The sequence below is a fragment of the Porticoccus sp. Uisw_050_02 genome, from assembly GCF_047729555.1.
Classification (GTDB): Bacteria; Pseudomonadota; Gammaproteobacteria; order Pseudomonadales; family Porticoccaceae; genus Porticoccus.
Map to the genome: position 1 here is coordinate 566,997 of NZ_CP159825.1, position 20,731 is coordinate 587,727.

Annotated in this window: 19 protein-coding genes; 10 read left to right on the forward strand and 9 right to left on the reverse strand. The window is 40.5% G+C overall.

The window, feature by feature from the left end; genetic code table 11:
- Positions 1–21: 21 nt before the first annotated feature.
- The 3 genes from smc (at position 22) to ligA (ending at position 6,534) form a co-directional block, all read left to right on the forward strand.
- The gene (smc, locus tag ABXT41_RS02730; RefSeq protein ID WP_415391298.1) at positions 22–3,540 is read left to right on the forward strand and encodes a chromosome segregation protein SMC; all 3,519 of its coding nucleotides are present in this window, start codon (positions 22–24) and stop codon (positions 3,538–3,540) included.
- A gap of 134 nt (positions 3,541–3,674) precedes the next feature.
- Positions 3,675–4,502: a cell division protein ZipA gene (gene zipA / locus ABXT41_RS02735; protein WP_415391299.1), complete on the forward strand. Its 828-nt coding sequence runs from the start codon at positions 3,675–3,677 to the stop codon at positions 4,500–4,502.
- 1 nt (position 4,503) lies between these two features.
- On the forward strand, positions 4,504–6,534 hold the full coding sequence (ligA, locus tag ABXT41_RS02740) for an NAD-dependent DNA ligase LigA (RefSeq protein WP_415391300.1): 2,031 nt from the start codon (positions 4,504–4,506) through the stop codon (positions 6,532–6,534).
- 6 nt (positions 6,535–6,540) lie between these two features.
- Here the strand turns inward: ligA and ABXT41_RS02745 are convergent, their stop codons facing one another.
- Genes ABXT41_RS02745 through ABXT41_RS02770 form a run of 6 tightly spaced genes read right to left on the reverse strand, consistent with a single transcriptional unit; the run spans position 6,541 to position 10,161 of the window.
- Positions 6,541–7,311, reverse strand: a complete 771-nt coding sequence (locus tag ABXT41_RS02745; protein ID WP_415391301.1) for a TrmH family RNA methyltransferase — start codon at positions 7,309–7,311, stop codon at positions 6,541–6,543.
- A 42-nt stretch (positions 7,312–7,353) separates the two neighbouring features.
- Positions 7,354–8,124, reverse strand: a complete 771-nt coding sequence (locus ABXT41_RS02750; RefSeq protein ID WP_415391441.1) for a pyridoxine 5'-phosphate synthase — start codon at positions 8,122–8,124, stop codon at positions 7,354–7,356.
- Position 8,125: 1 nt separating this feature from the next.
- A complete protein-coding gene (locus tag ABXT41_RS02755) occupies positions 8,126–8,695 on the reverse strand; it encodes a peptidylprolyl isomerase (RefSeq protein WP_415391302.1) in 570 nt (189 codons plus the stop codon).
- A gap of 47 nt (positions 8,696–8,742) precedes the next feature.
- The gene (locus tag ABXT41_RS02760) at positions 8,743–9,147 is read right to left on the reverse strand and encodes a hypothetical protein (protein WP_415391303.1); all 405 of its coding nucleotides are present in this window, start codon (positions 9,145–9,147) and stop codon (positions 8,743–8,745) included.
- The gene (locus tag ABXT41_RS02765) at positions 9,144–9,443 is read right to left on the reverse strand and encodes a YciI family protein (RefSeq protein WP_415391304.1); all 300 of its coding nucleotides are present in this window, start codon (positions 9,441–9,443) and stop codon (positions 9,144–9,146) included. Before ABXT41_RS02765 ends, ABXT41_RS02760 begins: the two co-directional genes overlap by 4 nt.
- A 13-nt stretch (positions 9,444–9,456) precedes the next feature.
- Positions 9,457–10,161, reverse strand: a complete 705-nt coding sequence (locus ABXT41_RS02770; RefSeq protein ID WP_415391305.1) for a VC0807 family protein — start codon at positions 10,159–10,161, stop codon at positions 9,457–9,459.
- Positions 10,162–10,346: 185 nt separating this feature from the next.
- Here ABXT41_RS02770 and ABXT41_RS02775 point away from each other — a divergent pair, with 185 nt between their 5' ends.
- The 4 genes from ABXT41_RS02775 (at position 10,347) to rluB (ending at position 13,483) form a co-directional block, all read left to right on the forward strand.
- Entirely contained in the window at positions 10,347–10,970 is a 624-nt protein-coding gene (locus ABXT41_RS02775; RefSeq protein ID WP_415391442.1) for an L-threonylcarbamoyladenylate synthase, read from the forward strand.
- A 130-nt stretch (positions 10,971–11,100) separates the two neighbouring features.
- Positions 11,101–11,919, forward strand: a complete 819-nt coding sequence (locus ABXT41_RS02780) for a segregation and condensation protein A (protein ID WP_415391306.1) — start codon at positions 11,101–11,103, stop codon at positions 11,917–11,919.
- Between the two features lie 21 nt (positions 11,920–11,940).
- On the forward strand, positions 11,941–12,672 hold the full coding sequence (scpB, locus tag ABXT41_RS02785; RefSeq protein WP_415391307.1) for an SMC-Scp complex subunit ScpB: 732 nt from the start codon (positions 11,941–11,943) through the stop codon (positions 12,670–12,672).
- Positions 12,662–13,483 (forward strand): 23S rRNA pseudouridine(2605) synthase RluB, encoded by an 822-nt coding sequence (rluB, locus tag ABXT41_RS02790; protein ID WP_415391308.1) that lies wholly within the window; start codon positions 12,662–12,664, stop codon positions 13,481–13,483. The genes scpB and rluB overlap by 11 nt, the downstream gene beginning before the upstream one ends.
- A 17-nt stretch (positions 13,484–13,500) precedes the next feature.
- Here the strand turns inward: rluB and ABXT41_RS02795 are convergent, their stop codons facing one another.
- From ABXT41_RS02795 to ubiG, 3 genes are all read right to left on the reverse strand, one after another.
- Positions 13,501–14,247 carry a YciK family oxidoreductase gene (locus ABXT41_RS02795; protein ID WP_415391309.1) on the reverse strand — a complete coding sequence of 249 codons (747 nt, stop codon included), beginning with the start codon at positions 14,245–14,247 and terminating at the stop codon, positions 13,501–13,503.
- A 73-nt stretch (positions 14,248–14,320) separates the two neighbouring features.
- The gene (locus ABXT41_RS02800) at positions 14,321–14,995 is read right to left on the reverse strand and encodes an HAD family hydrolase (protein ID WP_415391310.1); all 675 of its coding nucleotides are present in this window, start codon (positions 14,993–14,995) and stop codon (positions 14,321–14,323) included.
- Between the two features lie 30 nt (positions 14,996–15,025).
- Complete coding sequence (gene ubiG, locus ABXT41_RS02805; protein ID WP_415391311.1) at positions 15,026–15,733, reverse strand: bifunctional 2-polyprenyl-6-hydroxyphenol methylase/3-demethylubiquinol 3-O-methyltransferase UbiG; 708 nt, start codon at positions 15,731–15,733, stop codon at positions 15,026–15,028.
- Positions 15,734–15,912: 179 nt separating this feature from the next.
- Here ubiG and gyrA point away from each other — a divergent pair, with 179 nt between their 5' ends.
- Genes gyrA through hisC form a run of 3 tightly spaced genes read left to right on the forward strand, consistent with a single transcriptional unit; the run spans position 15,913 to position 20,729 of the window.
- Complete coding sequence (gyrA, locus tag ABXT41_RS02810; protein WP_415391312.1) at positions 15,913–18,468, forward strand: DNA gyrase subunit A; 2,556 nt, start codon at positions 15,913–15,915, stop codon at positions 18,466–18,468.
- Positions 18,469–18,506: 38 nt separating this feature from the next.
- On the forward strand, positions 18,507–19,592 hold the full coding sequence (gene pheA, locus ABXT41_RS02815; protein WP_415391313.1) for a prephenate dehydratase: 1,086 nt from the start codon (positions 18,507–18,509) through the stop codon (positions 19,590–19,592).
- A gap of 30 nt (positions 19,593–19,622) precedes the next feature.
- Positions 19,623–20,729 (forward strand): histidinol-phosphate transaminase, encoded by a 1,107-nt coding sequence (gene hisC, locus ABXT41_RS02820; protein WP_415391314.1) that lies wholly within the window; start codon positions 19,623–19,625, stop codon positions 20,727–20,729.
- Positions 20,730–20,731 lie beyond the last annotated feature (2 nt).

Here is a 20,731-nt window from a genome sequence, read left to right on the forward strand (position 1 = left end):
ACACCGTGAGAAGAGATATTCATGCGTTTAAAGTGCATTAAAATGGCTGGCTTTAAGTCCTTTGTGGATGCCACTACAGTTGTGCTTCCCAGTAGTTTGTGTGCGATAGTTGGGCCCAATGGGTGTGGAAAATCAAACATCATAGATGCAGTTCGCTGGGTTATGGGTGAGAGTTCCGCGAAGCAATTGCGTGGGGAATCGATAACAGATGTTATCTTTAATGGTTCCGGTAGCCGAAAAGCAGTCGGCCAGGCCTCTGTTGAACTGGTTTTTGATAATTCCGATGGGAGTCTCGGCGGGGAATATGCTAGCTGGAGCGAGATCTCCATTAAGCGGAAAGTTACAAGAGATAGTCAGTCAAGCTATTACCTAAATGGTGATAAATGTCGCCGTAGAGATATTACTGATATTTTTTTAGGCACCGGCTTGGGTCCACGAAGTTATGCAATTATTGAACAAGGGATGATATCGACCCTTATTGACGCTAGGCCAGAAGAGCTTCGTGTTTATATTGAAGAGGCCGCAGGCATCTCTAAATACAAAGAGCGCCGAAAAGATACGGAAAGCCGGATTAAGAGAACAAAGGAAAACTTAGAAAGACTTGCTGATATACGCGAGGAGCTGAGAAATCAACTGAATCGGCTTGAACGCCAGGCTAGAGCTGCAGAAAAATACACAGAGTTGAAAAAAGATGAGCGACAAAATAAAGCCAAGTTGCTAGCTTTAAAATGGCGCTTTATGGCGAAACATGTTGCTGAGCACCTTAAGGTTATTGCAGGGCATGATTTAAAAATAGAGAAAACAGTCGCTAGTCGTATTGAATGTGATGGTGTTCTAGAAAAACACCGTATTAACTACACTGAGCTTAGTGATTCGTTAAATTTAATTCAGGACAGGTACTATTCGGCAGGCTCTGAAGTGTCTCGAATTGAGCAGGCAATTCAATATATGCAGGATCGCGCGCAGAAGCTAAAAAAAGACTTTGAAGAAACAGAGCAGAGCTTTATTGAGACTGAGAGGCATTTATTTTTAGATCGTGAAAAAAGAAAAGCTTTGGAGTTAGAGTTACAGGAAATACTCCCCGTGCTTGAAGAAACTCGTACAAAAGAAATTTTGTCGCGATCCTCGCTTCAGCGGGCCGAAGAAGAAATGAAAGCCTGGCATATTTCTTGGGATGAATTTATACAAAATTCTTCAGGTCCATCCCAGCAAGGCGAAGTGCAGCAATCAAAGATTAATTTCTTGGAGCAGCTGCTGAGCGGCTTGACTGAAAAAATAGATAAAATTACTTGTGAATACCAGAGTTTAAGCGATATTTCTTTGAAGAAAGAGCTGAATATTTTAGGAAAAAAGTTAGCAGAAACAGAAACGGAGCTTAGTTTAAAAAAATATAATCTGGAGCAGATAGCAGTCAAAATTGACAATTTCCGAATTAATGCGCAGTTATTAGATGCCCGCCTAGATGAATCTCGAACCAGCCTGCAAAACATGTCAGGCAGAAAATCTTCACTAGAGGCTTTGGATAAATCGTTACTGGGTGATGATAAAAGCCAACTTTGGCTAGAACGCAAAAATCTTGAGAAAAATCCGCGTTTAGCTGAAAAAATTGAGGTTGAATCTGGTTGGGAGACTGCAATTGAGGTGGTTTTAGGGGGCTACTTGCAGGCAGTATGTGTAGAAACACTCGATAGTTTGGATATCAGTATGGGCTCGCTAGCTCAGGGCGAATTAATTTTGATAGAGCGCTCTTCTTATGATCAAGACGCCACTATTTCGCTAGATATATCTAAATCTCTTTTAGGTAAAATTAAGAGTGGGTCTTCGAATAACTATCTTCCGGTCATGCTTCATAATATTTATGCAGTTGATGATTTGAACTCTGCATTAGCACTTAGAGGTAAATTGAAGACTGGCCAGTCTGTGGTGACCCCAGATGGGCTATGGTTAGGGCAAAACTGGTTACGAATTGCCCGAGATCAGGATTCAATTAAAGGGACGCTAAAGAGAAAGATAGAGCTGGAATCTTTAGAAAAAGAACTAGTAGATTGCCGAGTACAAACTGATAAAATTGAGCAACAAAAACATATAAATGAACAACAATTGTGGGAGCTGGAGTCTCAAAGAGAAACTGATAGGAATGATTTAGCGGTAAAGCAAAATAAACAGGCAGAATTGCGCTCTAAAATTAATGCAAATGAAATACAGATGAATCATTTTACTGTGCGCTCGAAAAGAATGAAAGATGAGCTAAAAGAAACTAATACGCAGAAAAAAATTGAACAAAAAAACTTATCAGATGCTCATGAAAGATTAGATTTAGCCTTAGATGCGATAAAAAATAACGTACAACAAAAAGAGAGGTTGCTACTTCAGCGTGACGCAAAAAGAATTATTTTAGATGATATCAGACGAGTGTCTCAGGCTGATCGAGACCAAGCACATGATTTAGCAATGAGGGAGAAATCAGTAAGCACAAAATTGCAGTCTATTCTTGAGGGTATCGAACGGCTAGAAAACCAGACAGCTCGTTTGGGCGAGAAAAGACAGCAATTGCGTGAATCTTTCAATCAGGATCAGGATCCAAGCGTAGAACTAAAAGAGGGGCTGGCTATTCAGTTAGAACTAAGGCTTAAGGCCGAGAATGAGTTGCTTGGCTCCAGAAGAGAGGTTGAAGAGCTGGGGTATTTAATGCGCGATCTTGAGCAGCAAAGAAATTCCCTAGAGGCTGATATTCAGCAGGAGCGATCTTTGCTTGAACAGCAGCGCTTGTCATCACAAGATTTAGAGACACGTAGTCAGACTATAGTTGAGCAAATCAGTGAATATGGTTTTGATCTTAAAGACTTGCTTATTTTATTGCCAAATGGATTAGAGCTTATTGATTTAGAGCAAGCTCTAGAAAAAATATCCAATCGTATTCAGCGCCTGGGGCCAATTAATTTAGCTGCAATTGACGAATATAGTGTTGGGTCTGAGCGAAAAAAATATCTAGATAAACAGAATGACGAGCTAGAAGAAGCATTGGCAACTCTTGAGAGTGCTATTCGAAAAATAGATAGAGAAACCCGTGTTAGATTTAAAGAAACATTTGATTTGATTAATGCTTCTTTTCAGGAATTGTTTCCTAAGCTCTTTGGTGGAGGACGCTCTTATCTTGAGCTAACAAGTGATGATTTACTGGAGGCTGGTGTTGCTATAATGGCCAGACCTCCAGGCAAGAAGAATACAACAGTCCATCTACTTTCTGGTGGCGAAAAGGCAATGACAGCAATCGCTTTGGTGTTCTCTATCTTTTATCTCAACCCGGCCCCTTTTTGCATGCTGGATGAGGTTGATGCGCCATTAGATGATTCAAATGTTTATCGCTATGCGAAAATGGTAAAAGAGATATCGTCTAGAGTGCAGATTGTTTATATATCACATAATAAAAATGCTATGGAGATGGCCAACCAGTTAATCGGCGTGACCATGCATGAAGCAGGTGTTTCTCGGCTTGTAAGTGTTGATATTAACCAAGTAGTAGAGTCTGCTGGAGCCTAGTACCCTGGTAAGCGAATAGTAGTCGTTTATTTTTTCTATAAAAATACAATGTTACTTCTAGCTAACTTATATTAAAGTAACTTAAGTTTTAGTTAGACGCATATTTTTTATTTTAGATAAATCATAGGTTTTTTATGATTGAGTTTGGCCCGCAAGAAATGACAGTAGCCTTAGGTGCTTTGGTTTTCCTGGCCGTTATATTGCATGTTATTCGCCGTATCCGTAATGCTCGCTATGATAATATACAAATGCCTGCCCAAAAATCTCATGCTCTTGCCCAAAAATACACCGAAGAGGTTGATGGAGTTAGTTCTGAGTTCCCTAGCGGCGGCGCTCGTGTAGTTGGATATCGGGATGATGGTAGCTTAGATGTAATGAAACATAAAACTAAGAAGATAGATGGGTTTAATGAATCAGATTTTATAGTAGATTCCCCAGCACCCGAACAGCCTAATTTAGATCTACAAAAACCTGCTGTAGCTCAAGATGATGGCCGATCTACTGGGAATCTAAGTGCAAATAAAAAAACTGCAGTGCCCAGTATTGTTGTGTTACACATTGCGGCAAAAAAGGGTTCTATTTTTCAAGGGGGGTCTCTGTTAGATGCGTTCTTGTCTCAAGGTTTGCGTTATGGTTCTAAAAAGATTTTTCATTTTCATGCAGAGCAGGGCGGATCAGGGCCTATTATTTTTAGCCTTGCCAATTCCGTTAAGCCCGGGACTTTTGATCTAGACGAGATGCCCCGTATGGCAACACCAAGTATTAGTCTTTTTTTTGCAATGGATGAGATCAAAAGCCCCATGACAGGGCTAGATGCCCTGTTGAACTCTGCAAAGAATCTTGCTATTGAGCTTAATGGTGACTTAAAGGATGAAAGTCGTAGTGCTTTTACTAGACAAACCGAAGAACATTATCGTCAGCGAATAGCGGACTATAGTCGAACTCATATTTCTGGAATCTAAAATGATAGATGCTGACGAGGCAACCCTTGAAGCGGCTCTTTTGAGGAAGCAGCTCAGCCAGCATAACTATCTTTATTATACCCAAGACAATCCATCCATTCCTGATGTTGAATACGATCGTTTGCTTCGAAGACTTCAGCAGATTGAAAGAGCTTACCCTGAATTACAAGAGATTGATTCGCCAACACAGCGTATAGGAGGAGAGCCGCTAAAAGAATTTAAAGCAGTTTTTCATATTGCTCCTATGCTTTCCTTAGATAATGCTTTTGATGATGAGGAGCTAGTAGATTTTCACCATCGTGTGACTGAGCGTCTAAAATATCAGGGAAAATTATCTTATGTGTGTGAACCGAAACTGGATGGCGTTGCAGTTAGCTTGCTTTATAAAAATGGAATTTTAGTGCGCGGAGGAACTCGTGGCGATGGTTTGGTTGGAGAAGACATAACAGATAATGTAAGAACTATTCATTCAGTACCCTTGAGGTTGAAAACAGACACACCTCCAAACCTACTAGAAGTAAGAGGTGAAGTTTATCTACCAAAAATAGGTTTCGAAAAAATAAACCATGAAGCTAGATTGAATGACGAGAAAATTTTTGTTAATCCGCGGAATGCTGCGGCTGGCAGTTTGCGTCAGCTAGATTCGAAAATTACTGCTTCCAGGCCCTTGGAGATGTCAGTTTACAGTCTGGGTAAAATTGAAGGACAGGACTGCCCAGCTACACATATTAAAACTTTAAAGATGCTTGAATCTTGGGGATTTCTTGTAAACCCCTACACCGAAGTAGTTGAAGGTATAAACCTCTGTGCAGATTATTATCTCAAGATTTTTGAAGCTCGAGACAGCCTACCTTATGAGATTGATGGCATTGTATTTAAAGTAAATGCATTTAGTTACCAGCAGCGACTGGGATCTATCGCCAAAGCACCTCGTTGGGCGATTGCTAGAAAATTTCCTGCTCAAGAAGAGATCACCTGCCTGGAGGCTGTTGAATTCCAGGTCGGCCGCACGGGGGCCATTACTCCTGTAGCAAGACTTAAGCCTGTGTTTGTTGGCGGAGTCACTGTAAGTAATGCAAGCCTTCACAATCAAGATGAAATAAGAAGGCTGAATATTAGAATTGGGGATTCAGTTATAGTCCGTCGTGCTGGTGATGTAATCCCTCAGATTGTAAAAGTTATTCTTGAAAAACGTCCAATTTCAGCAAAAGAAATTATCTTCCCAGTGCGTTGCCCGGAATGCGATTCTCTTGCTATTCAGGTTGATGGGGAGGCGACCATACGATGTTCTGGCGGCCTTGTTTGCTCCGCTCAAAGGAAACAGGCTATTAAGCACTTTGCATCACGAAAGGCTATGGATGTTGATGGACTAGGGGAAAAATTAGTCGATCAGCTAGTCGATCAAGAGCTGATATCGTCGGTAGATGACTTATATCGGCTGGATATTGATCAACTGAGCAAACTAGAGAGAATGGGACAGAAGTCTGCTGAGAATTTACTAAGTGCACTAGAAGCATCAAAAATAACCACTTTCCCGCGCTTTTTGTATTCATTGGGCATCAGAGAGATCGGTGATGCGACATCGCTTTCTTTGGCGCAACATTTCAAGAACCTCGAGGCACTACAGGACTCAAGTTTAGAGGGCCTCATGAATGTTTCAGATGTGGGGCCAGTTGCAGCAGGCTTTATACATAGATTTTTTTCACAGATGGAAAATATAGAAGTTGTAAGAAAACTTTTAGGTATCGGCATATGCTGGCCTAAATCCACACTAGATAAAAAGAAACCCTTGCCTTTATTCGGGCAAATCTGGGTTCTTACTGGAGGGATGGAGGCTATGGGGCGACCCGAGGCTAAAGAAAAGCTTCAGATTTTAGGTGCAAAGGTGGCTGGAAGTGTCTCGCTTAACACTGACTGTGTTGTTGTTGGTGCTGCGGCAGGCTCGAAATTAAAAAAAGCAAATGAATTAAATATTAAAGTGATAGATGAAAGCACTTTAATGCAGCTGTTTAGGCAAAATAATTTACTCTAGAGAGTTTTAAAATAAACTATGAAATGCCAACAAAGCGGCTGCTACAGCTACATTTAGTGACTCGACACCATTATTCATAGGTATCCTTATCTGGCGAGAACAAATATTTCTAATATCTTCAGACACACCTGTTGTTTCATTCCCCAAGACATATACTACTGGTGACTTAATTTTAAATTCATTGATTGGTGTTTTGCCGTCAGCTGACAAAGTGCAAGTCTCAACTCCCAGGTTTTTTAGTTCCGGAAGCGCCTCCTCCAAAGTGTCGCAGTGTATTAGGGTGCTCTTGAATAATGCGCCTGCGCTTGCCTTGACAACCAAGGGAGAAATAGCTGCTGTTCCTTTACTGGGTAGAAGGATTCCGTAGCACGGACTTGCTGCTACAGAGCGAATAATCATCCCTAAATTTTGAGGATTTGTGATCCCATCTAGCGCAATAAGAGTAAAATTTCCTTTGGGAATTTTTATTATAAAGTTATCAAAAAGCTGATAATTATGATATTCAAGATCAGCTGCTATTCCTTGATCTTGATTGATGTTTCGAGATATACGCGAGAGGGATTGACGAGTATGACGTGCTATTTCAATTCCGCGTTTTTCTGCAAGATTGATGATTTTTTTTTCAAAGTCTCCTGGTTTCTTGGTCTCTGTTAGGTGTAGTCGAAAAAAATTTATGCTTGGATCTTCCAGCGCTTCTAGGACCGGTTTTTTTCCATAAATAGTCAGCAGTTTGTCATAAAAATGCTTACGCTTTAGATGCTCTTTTGTGTCGGCCACAAGTTATTTCCTTTAGCGTTAATCGATCGTAACAAACAAGTCTTAGGTTGTTAGAATATTTTTATAAGATAAAACTGCTTTTTCAAGTCCCATTGCAATAGCATCTACAATTAAGGCATGACCAATGGAAACTTCCTGAAGTGCAGGAATAGTCGAAAATTTTGCAAGATTGTTTAGATTCAAGTCATGCCCGGCATTGACCCCTAGGCCCAATTTATGAGCAAGCTGTGCTGATTCGAAGTACCGCTCAAAAACATTATCCAGTTCCTCTGTTCCCCATGCTGCTGCATATGGCCCAGTAAACAATTCGATGCGCTCTACGCCTAATTCTGAAGCAAGTTTTATCTGACCTACATCAGGGTCCATAAATAGGCTTACGCGAACTCCTAAGGATCTTAAATGATTAATAACTGGATATAATTTATCGCTAGTCAGGTTCAGGTCGAAACCATGATCCGAGGTTAGTTGCGAGTCGGTATCTGGGACTAATGTGCATTGATCTGGCTGTGTCTCGTCGATTAGCTCGATAAAGCCTGGGAAGCTACCTCTTTTAACAGCAAAGGGGTTGCCTTCAATGTTGAATTCAACAGATTTTTTAGTTAGATCTTTTAATTTTGAAATCAGAGCACTGAGGTCATATACATCTTGAGGTTTTATGTGTCGCAAGTCAGGTCTTGGGTGCACTGTAATTCCGTCTGCTCCGCTATTAATACATATGTTTGCATGCGCCAGAATGCTTGGGTAGTCGCCTTCACGCGAATTACGAATAAGAGCAATTTTATTTAAATTAACACTAAGGGATTTATTCAAAATTTTACTTATCAGTTGTAATGCGTGCTTTTATGATTTTAACAGTTGCAGTGGGGACGTCTGCCATTCCAGAGACTCGCTGGGTCGGCAGTTTAGATATTTTTTCAGCTATATCCATTCCGCCAATAACTTTACCAAATACTGCGTAACCAGGCTTGCTCGATTGCGCATCAAGACTTCTATTGTCTGCGACATTTATAAAGAATTGAGCTTTGGCGCTATCTGGATCCTGTGTTCTTGCCATAGCAACAGTAAATTTCTTATTTTTTAACCCATTAGATGATTCATTTTTGATGCTTTTTTCTGTTGGATTCACGCGAGTTAAATTTTCATTAAATCCTCCTGCTTGGATCATAAATCTATTAATCACTCGATGAAAAATCAGTCCATTATAATATTTGTTCTCAACATAGGTTAGGAAATTTTTTACAGTTACAGGGGAACTTTCTGGGTATAGCTCTAGTAATATTTCTCCCATATTTGTCGTTAACGTGACTTGCGGTACATTTTTTTCCGCATAGCATGGCAGTGCAAGAAAAATAGAAAAAAATATGATAGATATTTTTTTGTACATAGATTTACCCCTGTTGATAAGCAATTTTCACGCTAGACTTGCATTCTCTACTTCCATTCATTATAACTTTTTTTGCGAACAAATGTGGGGATGATGGATGTCAGTAATGCTCCCAATAAAACCGCGAATGCTCCATACAAAAACCATGTATTTCTTTGGCTTTTGGAGAGCCGGCTGTTTACCCCTCTTAAGATATCATTTTCACTTTTAAGTATAGCGTTCTGCCTAACTAGCACCTGAATTTTCTCGTTGGCCGAAATGGTGACTTCAGTGGTTTGATTGATGGCGCTTAATTCTTGATAAGGTTTTTTTGTAATCTCGCTTGCTGCGTGCAAGGTTGATTCTTTTGTCTGAGCTGTAGCCTGAAAAGGGGCTATAACAACAAGGGTGGCAGCTAGGATAAGAATTTTTTTTATCAAAAATTTTTGTGAGATAAATTTTTTGTTATTCATGGTAATACCTTCTTGAAGGGCTTTACGGTTACTTTGGAGTAAATTTTTTCTTTTACGTAAGGATCGCTATCTGCCCAAAATTTAGCTGATACAAGAGAGCCAAATTTTGCAATTATCAGACTACCTGTAAATCCGGCATCGCCTGGCTCTTCGCTATCTATAGCTGGATGTGGTCCAGCAACGAATAATCGTCCTTGGTTTTTTAGCTCTTCTAATCGGGCTAAATGTGCAGGGCGCGCACCCATTCTTTTTTTCAAGCTATCCGGCTTGTCCTCGCTGTATATTGCATACCACATCAATTTAATCCTTCTATTTACTATCGTTATGCTGAATAATTTCTTCCAACTGAAGCCCTGTTAATTTTTTGATCCCTCTAAACAAATAAAATAATGCACCTAGAAGAACTAGCATTGCTGGGATAGCAATCACAGGAAAACTAAGAGCAGTCATTGTCCCCAACTGTTCATTGAATTCAACTGTTCCTGGCTGACTTGTGATTATTGAAACGGCAAGAATATAATTTAGTAAGGATGAAAGAAAGAATGAACATGCAACTATCCATGAGGCATTTGTAAGACAAGTCTCTAAATATTCAGCAGATCCATTTTTTTTGATAATAGCTGATATCCGCTTAGTTTGTATGACCTTGTCGTTATATAAGAATGTTTTAACCAAAGGATATGGTGTCTTCAAAGATACCAGGGTGGCGATGCCAAATATTGCAGGTATAGCAGCTTCTTTTATAGCTATGTATATAGGGTTGAGTTCCAGTAGGCTGATGCCCCCCGTCAACAAGATGCTAATGACGCCTAGTGCCGAAAAAGCATTAAGTTTTTTTATCATTATGAAGTCTTTGAGGCCGTAGATGATTGGAAATGCTAGCGCTACCGCAACTGCTAACTTTGTGCCTAGGTATTCACTAGTGCTTAGATTTATAAGTATTAAGGTTGGAATAATGATATTAAAGGCAATATTCAACAAAAGACTATCGCTCTGACCGCTCTTATTTGACATATATATTGATCTATTCTTATTAATGAAATTATTGCTTGCAGATCGCAAGAATTTTTACTTTTTCATTGTACGTCACTTATCGAGGGCTGAAAATGAATCTAGTCTGTTAGCGCTGAAACTAAAGCTTTTTCTGCCCATACATAACTGCGTATGAGACAATCGATTTTTAGCAACAGAGGCAAATGATGAGTCAATTCTTTTCAATTCATCCAGAAAACCCTCAGTTAAGACTGATTAGGCAGTCTGTAGAGATTGTTCGAAAGGGAGGGTTAATTATTTTTCCTACAGACTCTGCCTATGCTTTAGGTTGTCATCTCGGAGACAAGAAAGCATTAGATAAAATTCGTATGATTAGACAGCTAAGCAAAGAGCATAACTTCACATTAATGTGTCGAGATCTCTCAGAATTATCGCTGTACGCTAAAATCGATAATCAGTTGTATCGGTCTCTCAAGGCTCACACTCCGGGTCCGTACACTTTTATTCTTGAGGGTACATCTGAAGTTCCTCGAAGGCTGTTGCATCAAAAACGTAAAACCATCGGCTTAAGAATCCCAAAAAGCCAGGTCGCTCTGGCTCTTCTGGAGGAGCTTGGCGAACCAATCATGAGTGTTAGTTTGATCATGCCTGGAGATGATTACCCGCTCACTGATCCGCATGATATGCGCTCCATGCTAGAACATAGCGTTGATCTGATCATTGATGGCGGTTATTGTGGTCTTGAGTCTACGACTGTAGTAGATTTCAGTGGTGCGTATCCTGAAATCACGAGACAAGGCATCGGTAAATTTGAAGACTTTGCGCCCTGAGCATGCTTAATTTAATATCTGTAATTTTTTGTGCCATTTTGGCTCGCTAGCTGAATCAATTAATCGCAGTATAATATGAGTAATTATTTTTCATCAAAAATTATGTCTAAAAAAAGCTTATGGATTTTTCTTGAAAACCCTAAATAAAGATATTGGTACTATTGTGTCCCCTCAAGATAAAGACGCGTCTTGTGCTGTCATGATGGGGGCTGAAATTACAACTTTGCCAAAAAATCTATATATTCCGCCGAATGCCTTAGAGGTTTTTTTAGAGGCTTTTGAGGGGCCACTAGACCTCCTCTTATACATGATAAAACGACAAAATTTAAATATTTTAGAGATAAACGTTGCTGAAATTACTCGTCAATATATGAGCTACATTGACTTGATGGAAGCGATGCAGCTCGAACTAGTGGCTGAATACCTGCTCATGGCCGCAATGCTTGCTGAAATAAAGTCTAGAATGCTATTGCCTAGACAGGAAGCTGCTGAGGAGGAGGATGATCCTCGTTCAGCACTAATTCGTCGCCTGCAAGAATATGAACGGTTTAAGCAGGCAGCTGAAGATATAGATAGTCTGCCCCGTCTCGGAAGAGATATATTCATGGCTTCAGCACAGGAGCCAGATCTTAAGAAGGTTCGCCCATACCCTGAAGTATCAATACAAGAGCTTTTGGTTGAGCTATCTAATGTTTTTCTTCGGGTCGACATGAACAAAAGTCATAAAATTGACTTAGAGAAAATTTCAACCAGAGAAAGAATGTCTAGAGTGTTGAGTATGCTAAATGGTGAAAATTTTGTACCTTTTGTTGATTTATTTGACTTGGACGAGGGAAGGACTGGAGTGGTTGTTACATTTTTGGCCATCATGGAGTTAATCAAAGAGTCTCTTATAGAAATTGTACAGAGCGAATCATATGCTCCAATTCATATTAAGACCCAATGTTGAAATTTTTACTTAGGTTAAAAAATGGAAGTTAGTCAATTAAAAATGATTATTGAAGGCGCCCTATTAGCTGCTGGTCGCCCCTTAGATATCAAGCAGATAAAAAAACTATTCAATCAAGAAGTTGCTACTCCTGAGCCATCGGACTCTAAAGTTCTTGATTTTAAGGAAGGCAACCAAAGGCCCCTGTTAGCAGATATTCATATAGCCCTTGAGGAAATTAGATTAAGCTGTAATGGTCGCGGCTTTGAGCTGAAGCAAACTGCTAGCGGGTATCGCTTCCAGGTAAAAGAGGAGTTTTCTTTTTGGATTAATCGCCTTTGGGAAGAAAAGCCAAGGAAATATTCTAGAGCATTTTTAGAGACATTGTCTCTTATTGTGTATAAGCAGCCAGTAACGCGCGGAGAGATAGAAGAGGTTAGAGGTGTCTCAGTTAGTTCGGACACCATCAGATCGCTGCTTGAGCGTGACTGGATAAAGGTGGTAGGGCATAAGGACATCCCAGGACAACCTGCACTGTATGCCACCACCAATTCTTTTTTAGATTACTTTGATCTAAAAAACCTAAAAGATCTACCTGCTCTTAACGAAATAAAAGATATTGGAGAGATGAATGCTGAGCTTGCTTTGGACGCTGTATTGCAAATAGAGAAAGCTGACCGCGATGTGACCCAGAATAAAACTACTGTAAAAGATACACATAATAACAATCAAATAACCTATAGTCCCCTAGAGCCATCAAAGAATGATATCTGAAAAATTACAAAAAATATTAGCAAGAGCAGGATATGGCTCACGCCGAGAATTAGAACGCTGGATAACAGAAGGCCGCGTTACAATTAATGGCCAGATAGCCACTACTGGTGATAGAGCCACAACTGAGGATGCTATTTTGATTGATGGCAAGCCTGTTCATTTGCCTGCATATCAGCGTGTTAGAGTGATTCTGTATAATAAGCCTGAAGGGGAGGTTTGTACCCGGTCTGATCCCGAAGGTCGAAAAACTGTTTTTGATTGTCTTCCTAGGATAAAAGGGGAGCGCTGGATAGCTGTGGGCCGACTGGATATCGCCACTACTGGATTGTTGTTATTTACCAATAATGGGGATTTAGCCCATAAATTAATGCATCCTTCATCGCAAATTGATCGTGAATATATAGTGAGGGTTCATGGCGCAGTTGATGATGATATGTTGCAACGACTCCGCGAAGGAGTGATGCTGGATGATGGAGTTGCCAGATTTAGCGACATTGCTGTAGGTGAAAGGGTTGGAACGAATGGCTGGTATACGGTTGCTTTGATGGAGGGCCGCAATAGAGAAGTTAAAAGATTATGGGAGTCGCAAAATATAGAGGTAAATAGGCTTAAACGCGTTCGTTTTGGACCAATTTTTTTGCCATCTTATGTTGGCAAAGGGCAGTGGATAGAGCTTGACGAAGTTCCGCTTAATGATTTGCTGGCTTCAGTAAAAATGTTTGTTCCAAAAAAAAATAAAGCAATACCTTTAAACGAGAAGGAAAGGAGAAATAGGCAGGTGAAGCGACTCCGCTCAGGTGGGGCCAAGTAGCTTGTTTTTTTTTAAAGTTATTGTGCATCCAAAGAAAAACCTGAAACTGCGATGCTTTTATTGCCCATTAAGTAAAGATATGAGGGCATAATTTCTTCAGGAGTTTTTATTGTAATTGGATTTTCTGCAGGAAAAGCGGCTGCTCGCATGCGAGTACGGACTGGACCAGGATTGATGCAATTAACCCTAATATTACTTGTCCCCTCTAGCTCGCTTGCTAGCACCTGAGAGAATCCTTCAGTTGCGAACTTTGATATAGAGTATGCCCCCCAATAAGCTTTTCCGATACGACCAACCCCTGATGTGGTAAATACTATCGAAGCATTTTCTGATTTTCCTAAAAGTGGAAGTAGTGCTTTGGTTAGCATAAATGGAGATGATACGTTCACCTGCATGACTGTTTTCCATGACTCCATTTTATAGTTAGCTATAGGCGTTCGTTGGCCCAGAACTCCTGCGTTATGGAGCAGGCCGTCAATACGACCAAATGTTTCTTCGAACCGGTCATGCATGTCTTGGTAATCCTGCTCTGATGCTCCTTCCAGGCAAATAGGGTAAATTCCTGGTGTTGCGCCACCCGATAGTTTTATTGCATCGTATATTTTTTCTAGTTTAGATACTGTCCGCCCAACTAATATAACTGTTGCTCCGTAAGACGCGAAAGTTGTTGACGCGATCGCACCAATACCGTCGCTTGCTCCAGTAACAGCGATAATTTTTCCTTTTAGGTGATCTTTTGGTGCTACAAAGTTCTTGAAATCCATTACGTTGGCTGCTCTTAAGTGAGATTGATGTCTGTGAATAAGTGCTGATTTTTGTAAAATCATTTGATAGGAATTATGGATAGAAAATTAAGCTCAATATATCTTCCGGGTGCTCGGCGACATAGTCAGCACCCCAGTCAGAGATAGTCTCTTTTTCATCGATATACCCATAAGCAGCTGCTATAGTTGATGCTCCGGCATTTTTTCCTGCTTTGATATCTCGGTAGTGATCCCCAACAAATACAGCATCTTCCGCCCTTACTCCTAATTGCCTACATGCTAAAAAAATAGATTCTGGATCTGGCTTGATTCGTTGAACATGATCGGGGCATATTATTGCCCCAGGGCTTGGATTCAGTTTTAGCTTATCAAGTATAGCCATGGTGTAGACCTCAGGCTTATTAGTCACAATACCCCATGGAATTTTGTATTTTTTTAACTCAAGCAATAGCACGCTTATGCCTATGAAAGGTTGAGTCTTATCTGCTAGATGCTCCCTATAAAAAGCCAATAGTTCCTGTCGTGTCTCCTCAAAATATGGGCTAGAGTGATTCATCATGAAAATATTACAGATTATCCCTGCCGAACCATCAGAGATCGATGGACGGATTTTTTTTTCTGTTGTCAGAGGTAGCATTTTTGCTGCCAGGAGTATATTTGCAGCAATAGTAAAATCTGGCGCCGTGTCAAGCAAAGTACCATCCAGGTCAAATAAAACTGCTTTAAAGCGTGCTGTTCTTTTATGCATTTTTGATTTCAGCTTTAGTCATATGATTTTTTAGAAAGGTTTTTTAGCATAGATCATGTAGTTAACATCAATATCATTCTCGTTTAAACGGTAGGTCTTTCTAAAGGGGTTGTAAGTTAAGCCTGTTATCGATTTTTGTTCTAAGTTGCTGTCTCTAAGCCAACCGCTTATTTCAGATGGGCGAATAAATTTACTGTAATCGTGGGTTCCTTTTGCCAGTATATTTAATAAGTATTCAGCGCCTATAACAGCAAAAAAATAGGATTTTATATTTCGATTTATAGTTGAAAAGTACAGATGACCGCCGGGCTTCACTAGGTTGGAACAAGCTCTAATTACAGAACTGGGATCAGGCACATGCTCCAGCATTTCAAGACAGGTAACAATATCAAACTGCTCAGACTGAGCGACAGAAAACTCTTCTGCAGTGCATTGTTGATAGTCAACTGAAATACCAGTTTCTAGGCTATGAAGCTTGGCGACGGCAAGAGGTGCTTTGCCCATGTCTATCCCAGTAACTATCGCACCTCTTTGAGCCATAGATTCGGTTAATATGCCGCCTCCGCAGCCCACATCTAGCAATTTCATTCCTGATACAGGAGAATGCCTGTCAATCCAATTAGCACGCAATGGATTAATTTCATGCAGAGGTTTGAATTTACTTTCTTTATCCCACCAGCGACTTGCCAATACTTCGAATTTTTCAATTTCGCTATGATCGATATTAAGTTCCGGCATTAATGAAATTCCATATTCGTTTAAGTAAATTTTTTTGATTGTTGATTACTAGTATACCTCTGTAGAATGGATCGTTAAACAACGATATGCAGGCACAAAGATCAAATCTTTTATGTTATAATATTAAGTCTATTTTTGTAATTTTATCATCGACTACCAGATAAGGAATATATTCCATTATGAGCGAATCAGCCCAAGAAATTCTATCTGTAAATATTGTAGATGAATTGCAAAAATCCTATCTTGATTATGCTATGAGCGTTATCGTCGGAAGGGCTCTTCCGGATGCAAGAGACGGCCTAAAGCCAGTCCATCGACGTGTTTTGTTCGCTATGAGCGTCCTTAAAAACGAGTGGAACAAGCCATATAAGAAATCAGCTAGAGTTGTTGGAGATGTCATAGGCAAATATCATCCGCATGGTGATTCTGCAGTTTATGACACCATTGTGCGTATGGCTCAAGATTTTTCACTTAGATATATGCTGGTGGATGGTCAGGGAAATTTTGGTTCCGTTGATGGTGATTCTGCAGCTGCTATGCGCTATACCGAAATTAGAATGGCTAAAATTGCCCACTCGCTGCTGGCAGATCTAGATCAAGAAACGGTTGATTACGTGGAGAATTACGATGGAAATGAATTAATCCCTATTGTGCTGCCCACCCGCGTCCCTAATCTGCTGGTGAACGGCTCTTCTGGTATTGCTGTAGGTATGGCGACAAACATACCTCCGCATAATCTAAAGGAAATTATTAGCGGTTGTTTGGCATTTATTGATAATTCTGAAATATCAATAAATGAGCTTATGGAGCATATACCGGGACCTGATTTTCCGACAGCTGCAATTATTAATGGTAAAGCGGGAATAGTAGAGGCTTATCGTACAGGACGAGGACGTATTTCTATTCGGGCTAGAGCGACTGTTGAAGTAAATGAAAAAACAGGCCGTGAAACTATAGTTATTACTGAGCTTCCGTATCAATTAAACAAGGCTCGTCTTATCGAGCGAATAGCTGAGCTGGTTAAAGAAAAGAAAATTGAGGGCATATCAGAACTTCGTGACGAGTCTGATAAAGATGGATTAAGGGTGGTTGTTGAAACTAAGCGTGGAGAAGTGGGTGAGGTGGTTTTAAATAATCTTTACTCTCAAACACAGCTACAAAATGGATTCAGTTTTAACGTCGTAGCCTTAGTGGACGGCCAACCAAGGACCCTTAATTTAAAAGAAATGATCGAGGTGTTTGTTCGTCATCGCCGTGAGGTGGTTACGCGTCGTACAGTTTATCTGCTTCGTAAAGCCCGTGCGCGAGTCCATATCTTAGAGGGATTGGCGGTTGCAATAGCTAATATTGACCTGATTATTGAGTTGATTAAATCCTCCTCTACGCCAGTTATGGCTAGAGAGCGTCTAATTTCAACAGGCTGGAATGCTGTTGTTGCTGCTAAGATTATGGAAAAAGCAGGTGCAGTCAGCCGACCAGAAGATCTAGATGAAAATTGTGGTATGCGCGATGACCAGTACTATCTTTCGCCTACTCAGGCCCAAGCGATTCTAGAGTTAAGATTACACCGACTTACCGGCATGGAACATGACAAGTTACTTGCTGAGTATGACGAAAAACTAGATGAGATTGTTGAGTATTTAAAAATTCTCGGGGACTCGACAGTTTTGATGCAGCTTATACGAGAAGAATTACAGGCTGTTAGTGAAGAGTTTGGAGATGATAGGCGTACCGAGATAGTAGAGTCTCAGCATGATCTCACAGTAGAAGATTTAATTACCGAAGAAGATAGGGTGGTTACAATATCTCATGGCGGCTATGCTAAAACTCAACCATTGAGTGATTACCAGTCTCAACACCGGGGAGGCACAGGCAAGTCCGCAACTGCTGTAAAGGATGACGATTTTGTTGAGCATCTTTTGATTGTGAGTACGCACAGCACTATTTTATGTTTCACAAACCTCGGCAAAGTTTATTGGTTAAAGGTTTACCAGATTCCTGTGGCGGGAAGAAATGCACGAGGAAGACCTATGGTAAACCTTTTGCCCTTAAGTGAAAACGAGCGTATAAGTAGCATTTTGCCGGTTTCAGAGTACGATAAAAATAAATTTATAATTATGGCCACTGCAAATGGAACGGTTAAGAAGACTGCGCTAACTCAATATTCTCGACCTAGATCTGTTGGCCTAAGGGCGGTTGATTTGGTTGACGGAGACTACCTTGTTGGCAGTGCTATCACGGATGGTAATTCTGATGTGATGCTTTTTAGTAGTGAAGGCAAGGCTGTTAGGTTTGCAGAATCGGATGTGAGGTCTGTTGGTCGAGTATCGAAAGGAGTTCGCGGGATGCGCCTGCCGTCTGAGCACAAAGTATTATCTATGATTATCCCTCAAGAAAATGGTTACGCCTTAACTGTCTCAGATAATGGATATGGCAAGCGAACCAAACTCGGTGAGTTTCCTACCAAAGGGCGTGGCGGCAAAGGAATGATTGCCATGCAGGCAAGCAAGAGAAATGGTCCATTAGTAGGAGTAGTGCAATTGTTTGATCGAGATGAAGTTATGCTAATTTCCGATCAAGGGACTATGGTGCGAACAAGGTGTGATGAAATTTCAGTATTGGGACGTAACACCCAGGGTGTTAGAGTTATCCGTCTTAAAGATGAGGAGATAATGGTTGGCTTGGCTCGAATAGAAGAGCAGGATTATGTTGAAAAATTTGAGTCAGAAGAATAAAAAAAGAGTACTGATAATTATGCATAAAGGTAGTAGGCATGTCAGATGAAAAGAAACTCGCTCAATTGCGAAAATCTATAGATATTATAGATTCTCAGCTATTAGAATTAATTAATCAGCGTGCAGGTTGTGCGAAAAAAGTTGCAAAGGTAAAGGAAATTTCGGGCGATATTGTTTATTTTAGACCTGAGCGTGAAGCCAATGTGCTGCGCAATGTGATGAAAAAAAATAATGGACCGTTAGGGGACGAGGAGGTCGCAAGGTTATTCCGTGAAATTATGTCAGCTTGTTTGGCTTTAGAGCAGCCTATAAAGGTAGCTTTTTTGGGCCCTGAGGGTACCTTTACCCAGCAAGCAGCAATTAAGCATTTTGGGAATTCTGCAGTGACTGTTTCGATGAATGCGATAGATGAGGTTTTTCGAGAAGTAGATGCCGGAGCAGCTAACTACGGGGTTGTCCCTGTAGAAAACTCTACTGAAGGGGTCATTAATCACACTCTGGATGCTTTTTTGGCGTCCTCTTTAAATATTTGTGGTGAGGTTGAACTTCGTATTCATCATAACTTACTGGTTGGCCAGAGCACACATAAAGATAAAATCACCCGAGTGTATTCTCATTCGCAATCATTAGCCCAGTGCCGCCAATGGCTTGATGCTCACTATCCTAAGGCAGAAAGAATTGCAGTGAGCAGTAATGCTGAAGCGGCAAAGCGAATTAAAGGTGAATGGAGCTCAGCCGCAATTGCTGGCGATATGGCAGCCGAGCTCTATGATTTGGAAAAGCTTTCAGAAAAAATTGAAGATAGGCCAGATAACTCAACTCGTTTTTTGATTATTGGAAGAGAGAAAATTTTACAGAGTGGGGAGGATAAGACATCTATTATTATTGCGGCTAAAAATGAGCCCGGTGCCTTGTACAACTTATTGGCTCCTTTTTATAGAGAAGGGGTGGATTTGACACGTGTTGAAACTCGTCCTTCTCGAGAAGGTAAGTGGACTTATGTTTTTTTTGTTGACTTTAGGGGCCACAAGGATGACCCCGCTATAATAAAAGTTCTTGCTGAAGTAAGCCAAATTGTAATGGATTTACGTGTTCTTGGCTCTTATCCGAAAGCAGTTTTATAGTAGACATTGATATTTGGTAAGATTATGACCATGAACTTTAAAAGCTTGGCGCTGCCGGGCATACAGAATTTAATGCCATATCAAGGTGGAAAGGCAGCTGAAGAGGTGGAGCGAGAGCTTGGTATTTCCGACGTGGTTAAGCTTTGCAGTAACGAGAATCCCTCAGGTGCCAGTCTTATTGCTAAATCAGCCATCATTAATGTTTTGGATGATATTGCTCGCTATCCTGACAGTAATGGCTATCACCTGAAGCAAAAACTGGCAGAGAAGCTATCGGTGAAGTCTAGCCAGCTAACTCTTGGTAATGGGTCAAATGATCTGCTTGAGCTGGTTGCAAAATCTTTTCTAGGGTCAAACCATAGTGCTGTTTTTTCCCAGCATGCTTTTTTAGTCTACAAGCTTGCAATTGCCGCTCAAAATGCTAAATCAATTATTGTGCCAGCTAAAAACTGGGGACACGACCTGCAGGCTATGTCTGAGGCCATTGAGGACGACACTCGTTTAATTTTTATAGCAAATCCTAACAACCCAACAGGAACTTGTGTTGGGCTCGCGGAAATTAAAACCTTTATGGGGGGTATTCCTGAAAATGTGCTAGTCGTTGTTGATGAGGCATATTTTGAGTATGTGGATGCTCCAGGGTATGAAACAGTATTGGGGCTAATCAATGAGCATCCTAATTTGCTTGTTACACGTACTTTTTCTAAGGCTTATGGGTTAGCCTCTTTGCGCATTGGCTACTCTGTTTCGCACTCAAGTATCGCAGAGATTTTAAATCGTGTACGGCAACCGTTTAATGTAAATAGCTTGGCTTTGGCGGCAGCAACAGCAATACTTGATGATCATGAATACCTACAAAAAAGTATTGAAATTAATCGCAATGGATACCAGCAGTTGATCGCCGGAATTAATGAATTAAGCCTTAAATTTATACCCTCTGTTGGTAACTTTATCGCGATAGAGACCCCAGGAAATGTCCATAGTTTGCATAAAAGACTACTTAAAAAGGGTGTTATTACTCGCACTATAGATGTATATGAAATGCCAGATCACCTTCGTGTATCAATTGGAACACATGAAGAAAATGAACGTTTTCTTGGTAGTCTAAAAGACTTTCTTGACTCCAAAGAGGTGTGATC

Bases quoted from the DNA above. Each gene is read 5' to 3' on its own strand.
- smc (WP_415391298.1), top strand. From the start codon at position 22: ATGCGTTTAAAGTGCATTAAAATGGCTGGCTTTAAGTCCTTTGTGGAT.
- zipA (WP_415391299.1), top strand. From the start codon at position 3,675: ATGATTGAGTTTGGCCCGCAAGAAATGACAGTAGCCTTAGGTGCTTTG.
- ligA (WP_415391300.1), top strand. From the start codon at position 4,504: ATGATAGATGCTGACGAGGCAACCCTTGAAGCGGCTCTTTTGAGGAAG.
- ABXT41_RS02755 (WP_415391302.1), bottom strand. From the start codon at position 8,695: ATGTACAAAAAAATATCTATCATATTTTTTTCTATTTTTCTTGCACTG.
- ABXT41_RS02760 (WP_415391303.1), bottom strand. From the start codon at position 9,147: ATGAATAACAAAAAATTTATCTCACAAAAATTTTTGATAAAAAAAATT.
- ABXT41_RS02765 (WP_415391304.1), bottom strand. From the start codon at position 9,443: ATGTGGTATGCAATATACAGCGAGGACAAGCCGGATAGCTTGAAAAAA.
- ABXT41_RS02770 (WP_415391305.1), bottom strand. From the start codon at position 10,161: ATGTCAAATAAGAGCGGTCAGAGCGATAGTCTTTTGTTGAATATTGCC.
- ABXT41_RS02775 (WP_415391442.1), top strand. From the start codon at position 10,347: ATGAGTCAATTCTTTTCAATTCATCCAGAAAACCCTCAGTTAAGACTG.
- scpB (WP_415391307.1), top strand. From the start codon at position 11,941: ATGGAAGTTAGTCAATTAAAAATGATTATTGAAGGCGCCCTATTAGCT.
- rluB (WP_415391308.1), top strand. From the start codon at position 12,662: ATGATATCTGAAAAATTACAAAAAATATTAGCAAGAGCAGGATATGGC.
- ABXT41_RS02795 (WP_415391309.1), bottom strand. From the start codon at position 14,247: ATGGATTTCAAGAACTTTGTAGCACCAAAAGATCACCTAAAAGGAAAA.
- ABXT41_RS02800 (WP_415391310.1), bottom strand. From the start codon at position 14,995: ATGCATAAAAGAACAGCACGCTTTAAAGCAGTTTTATTTGACCTGGAT.
- ubiG (WP_415391311.1), bottom strand. From the start codon at position 15,733: ATGCCGGAACTTAATATCGATCATAGCGAAATTGAAAAATTCGAAGTA.
- gyrA (WP_415391312.1), top strand. From the start codon at position 15,913: ATGAGCGAATCAGCCCAAGAAATTCTATCTGTAAATATTGTAGATGAA.
- pheA (WP_415391313.1), top strand. From the start codon at position 18,507: ATGTCAGATGAAAAGAAACTCGCTCAATTGCGAAAATCTATAGATATT.
- hisC (WP_415391314.1), top strand. From the start codon at position 19,623: ATGAACTTTAAAAGCTTGGCGCTGCCGGGCATACAGAATTTAATGCCA.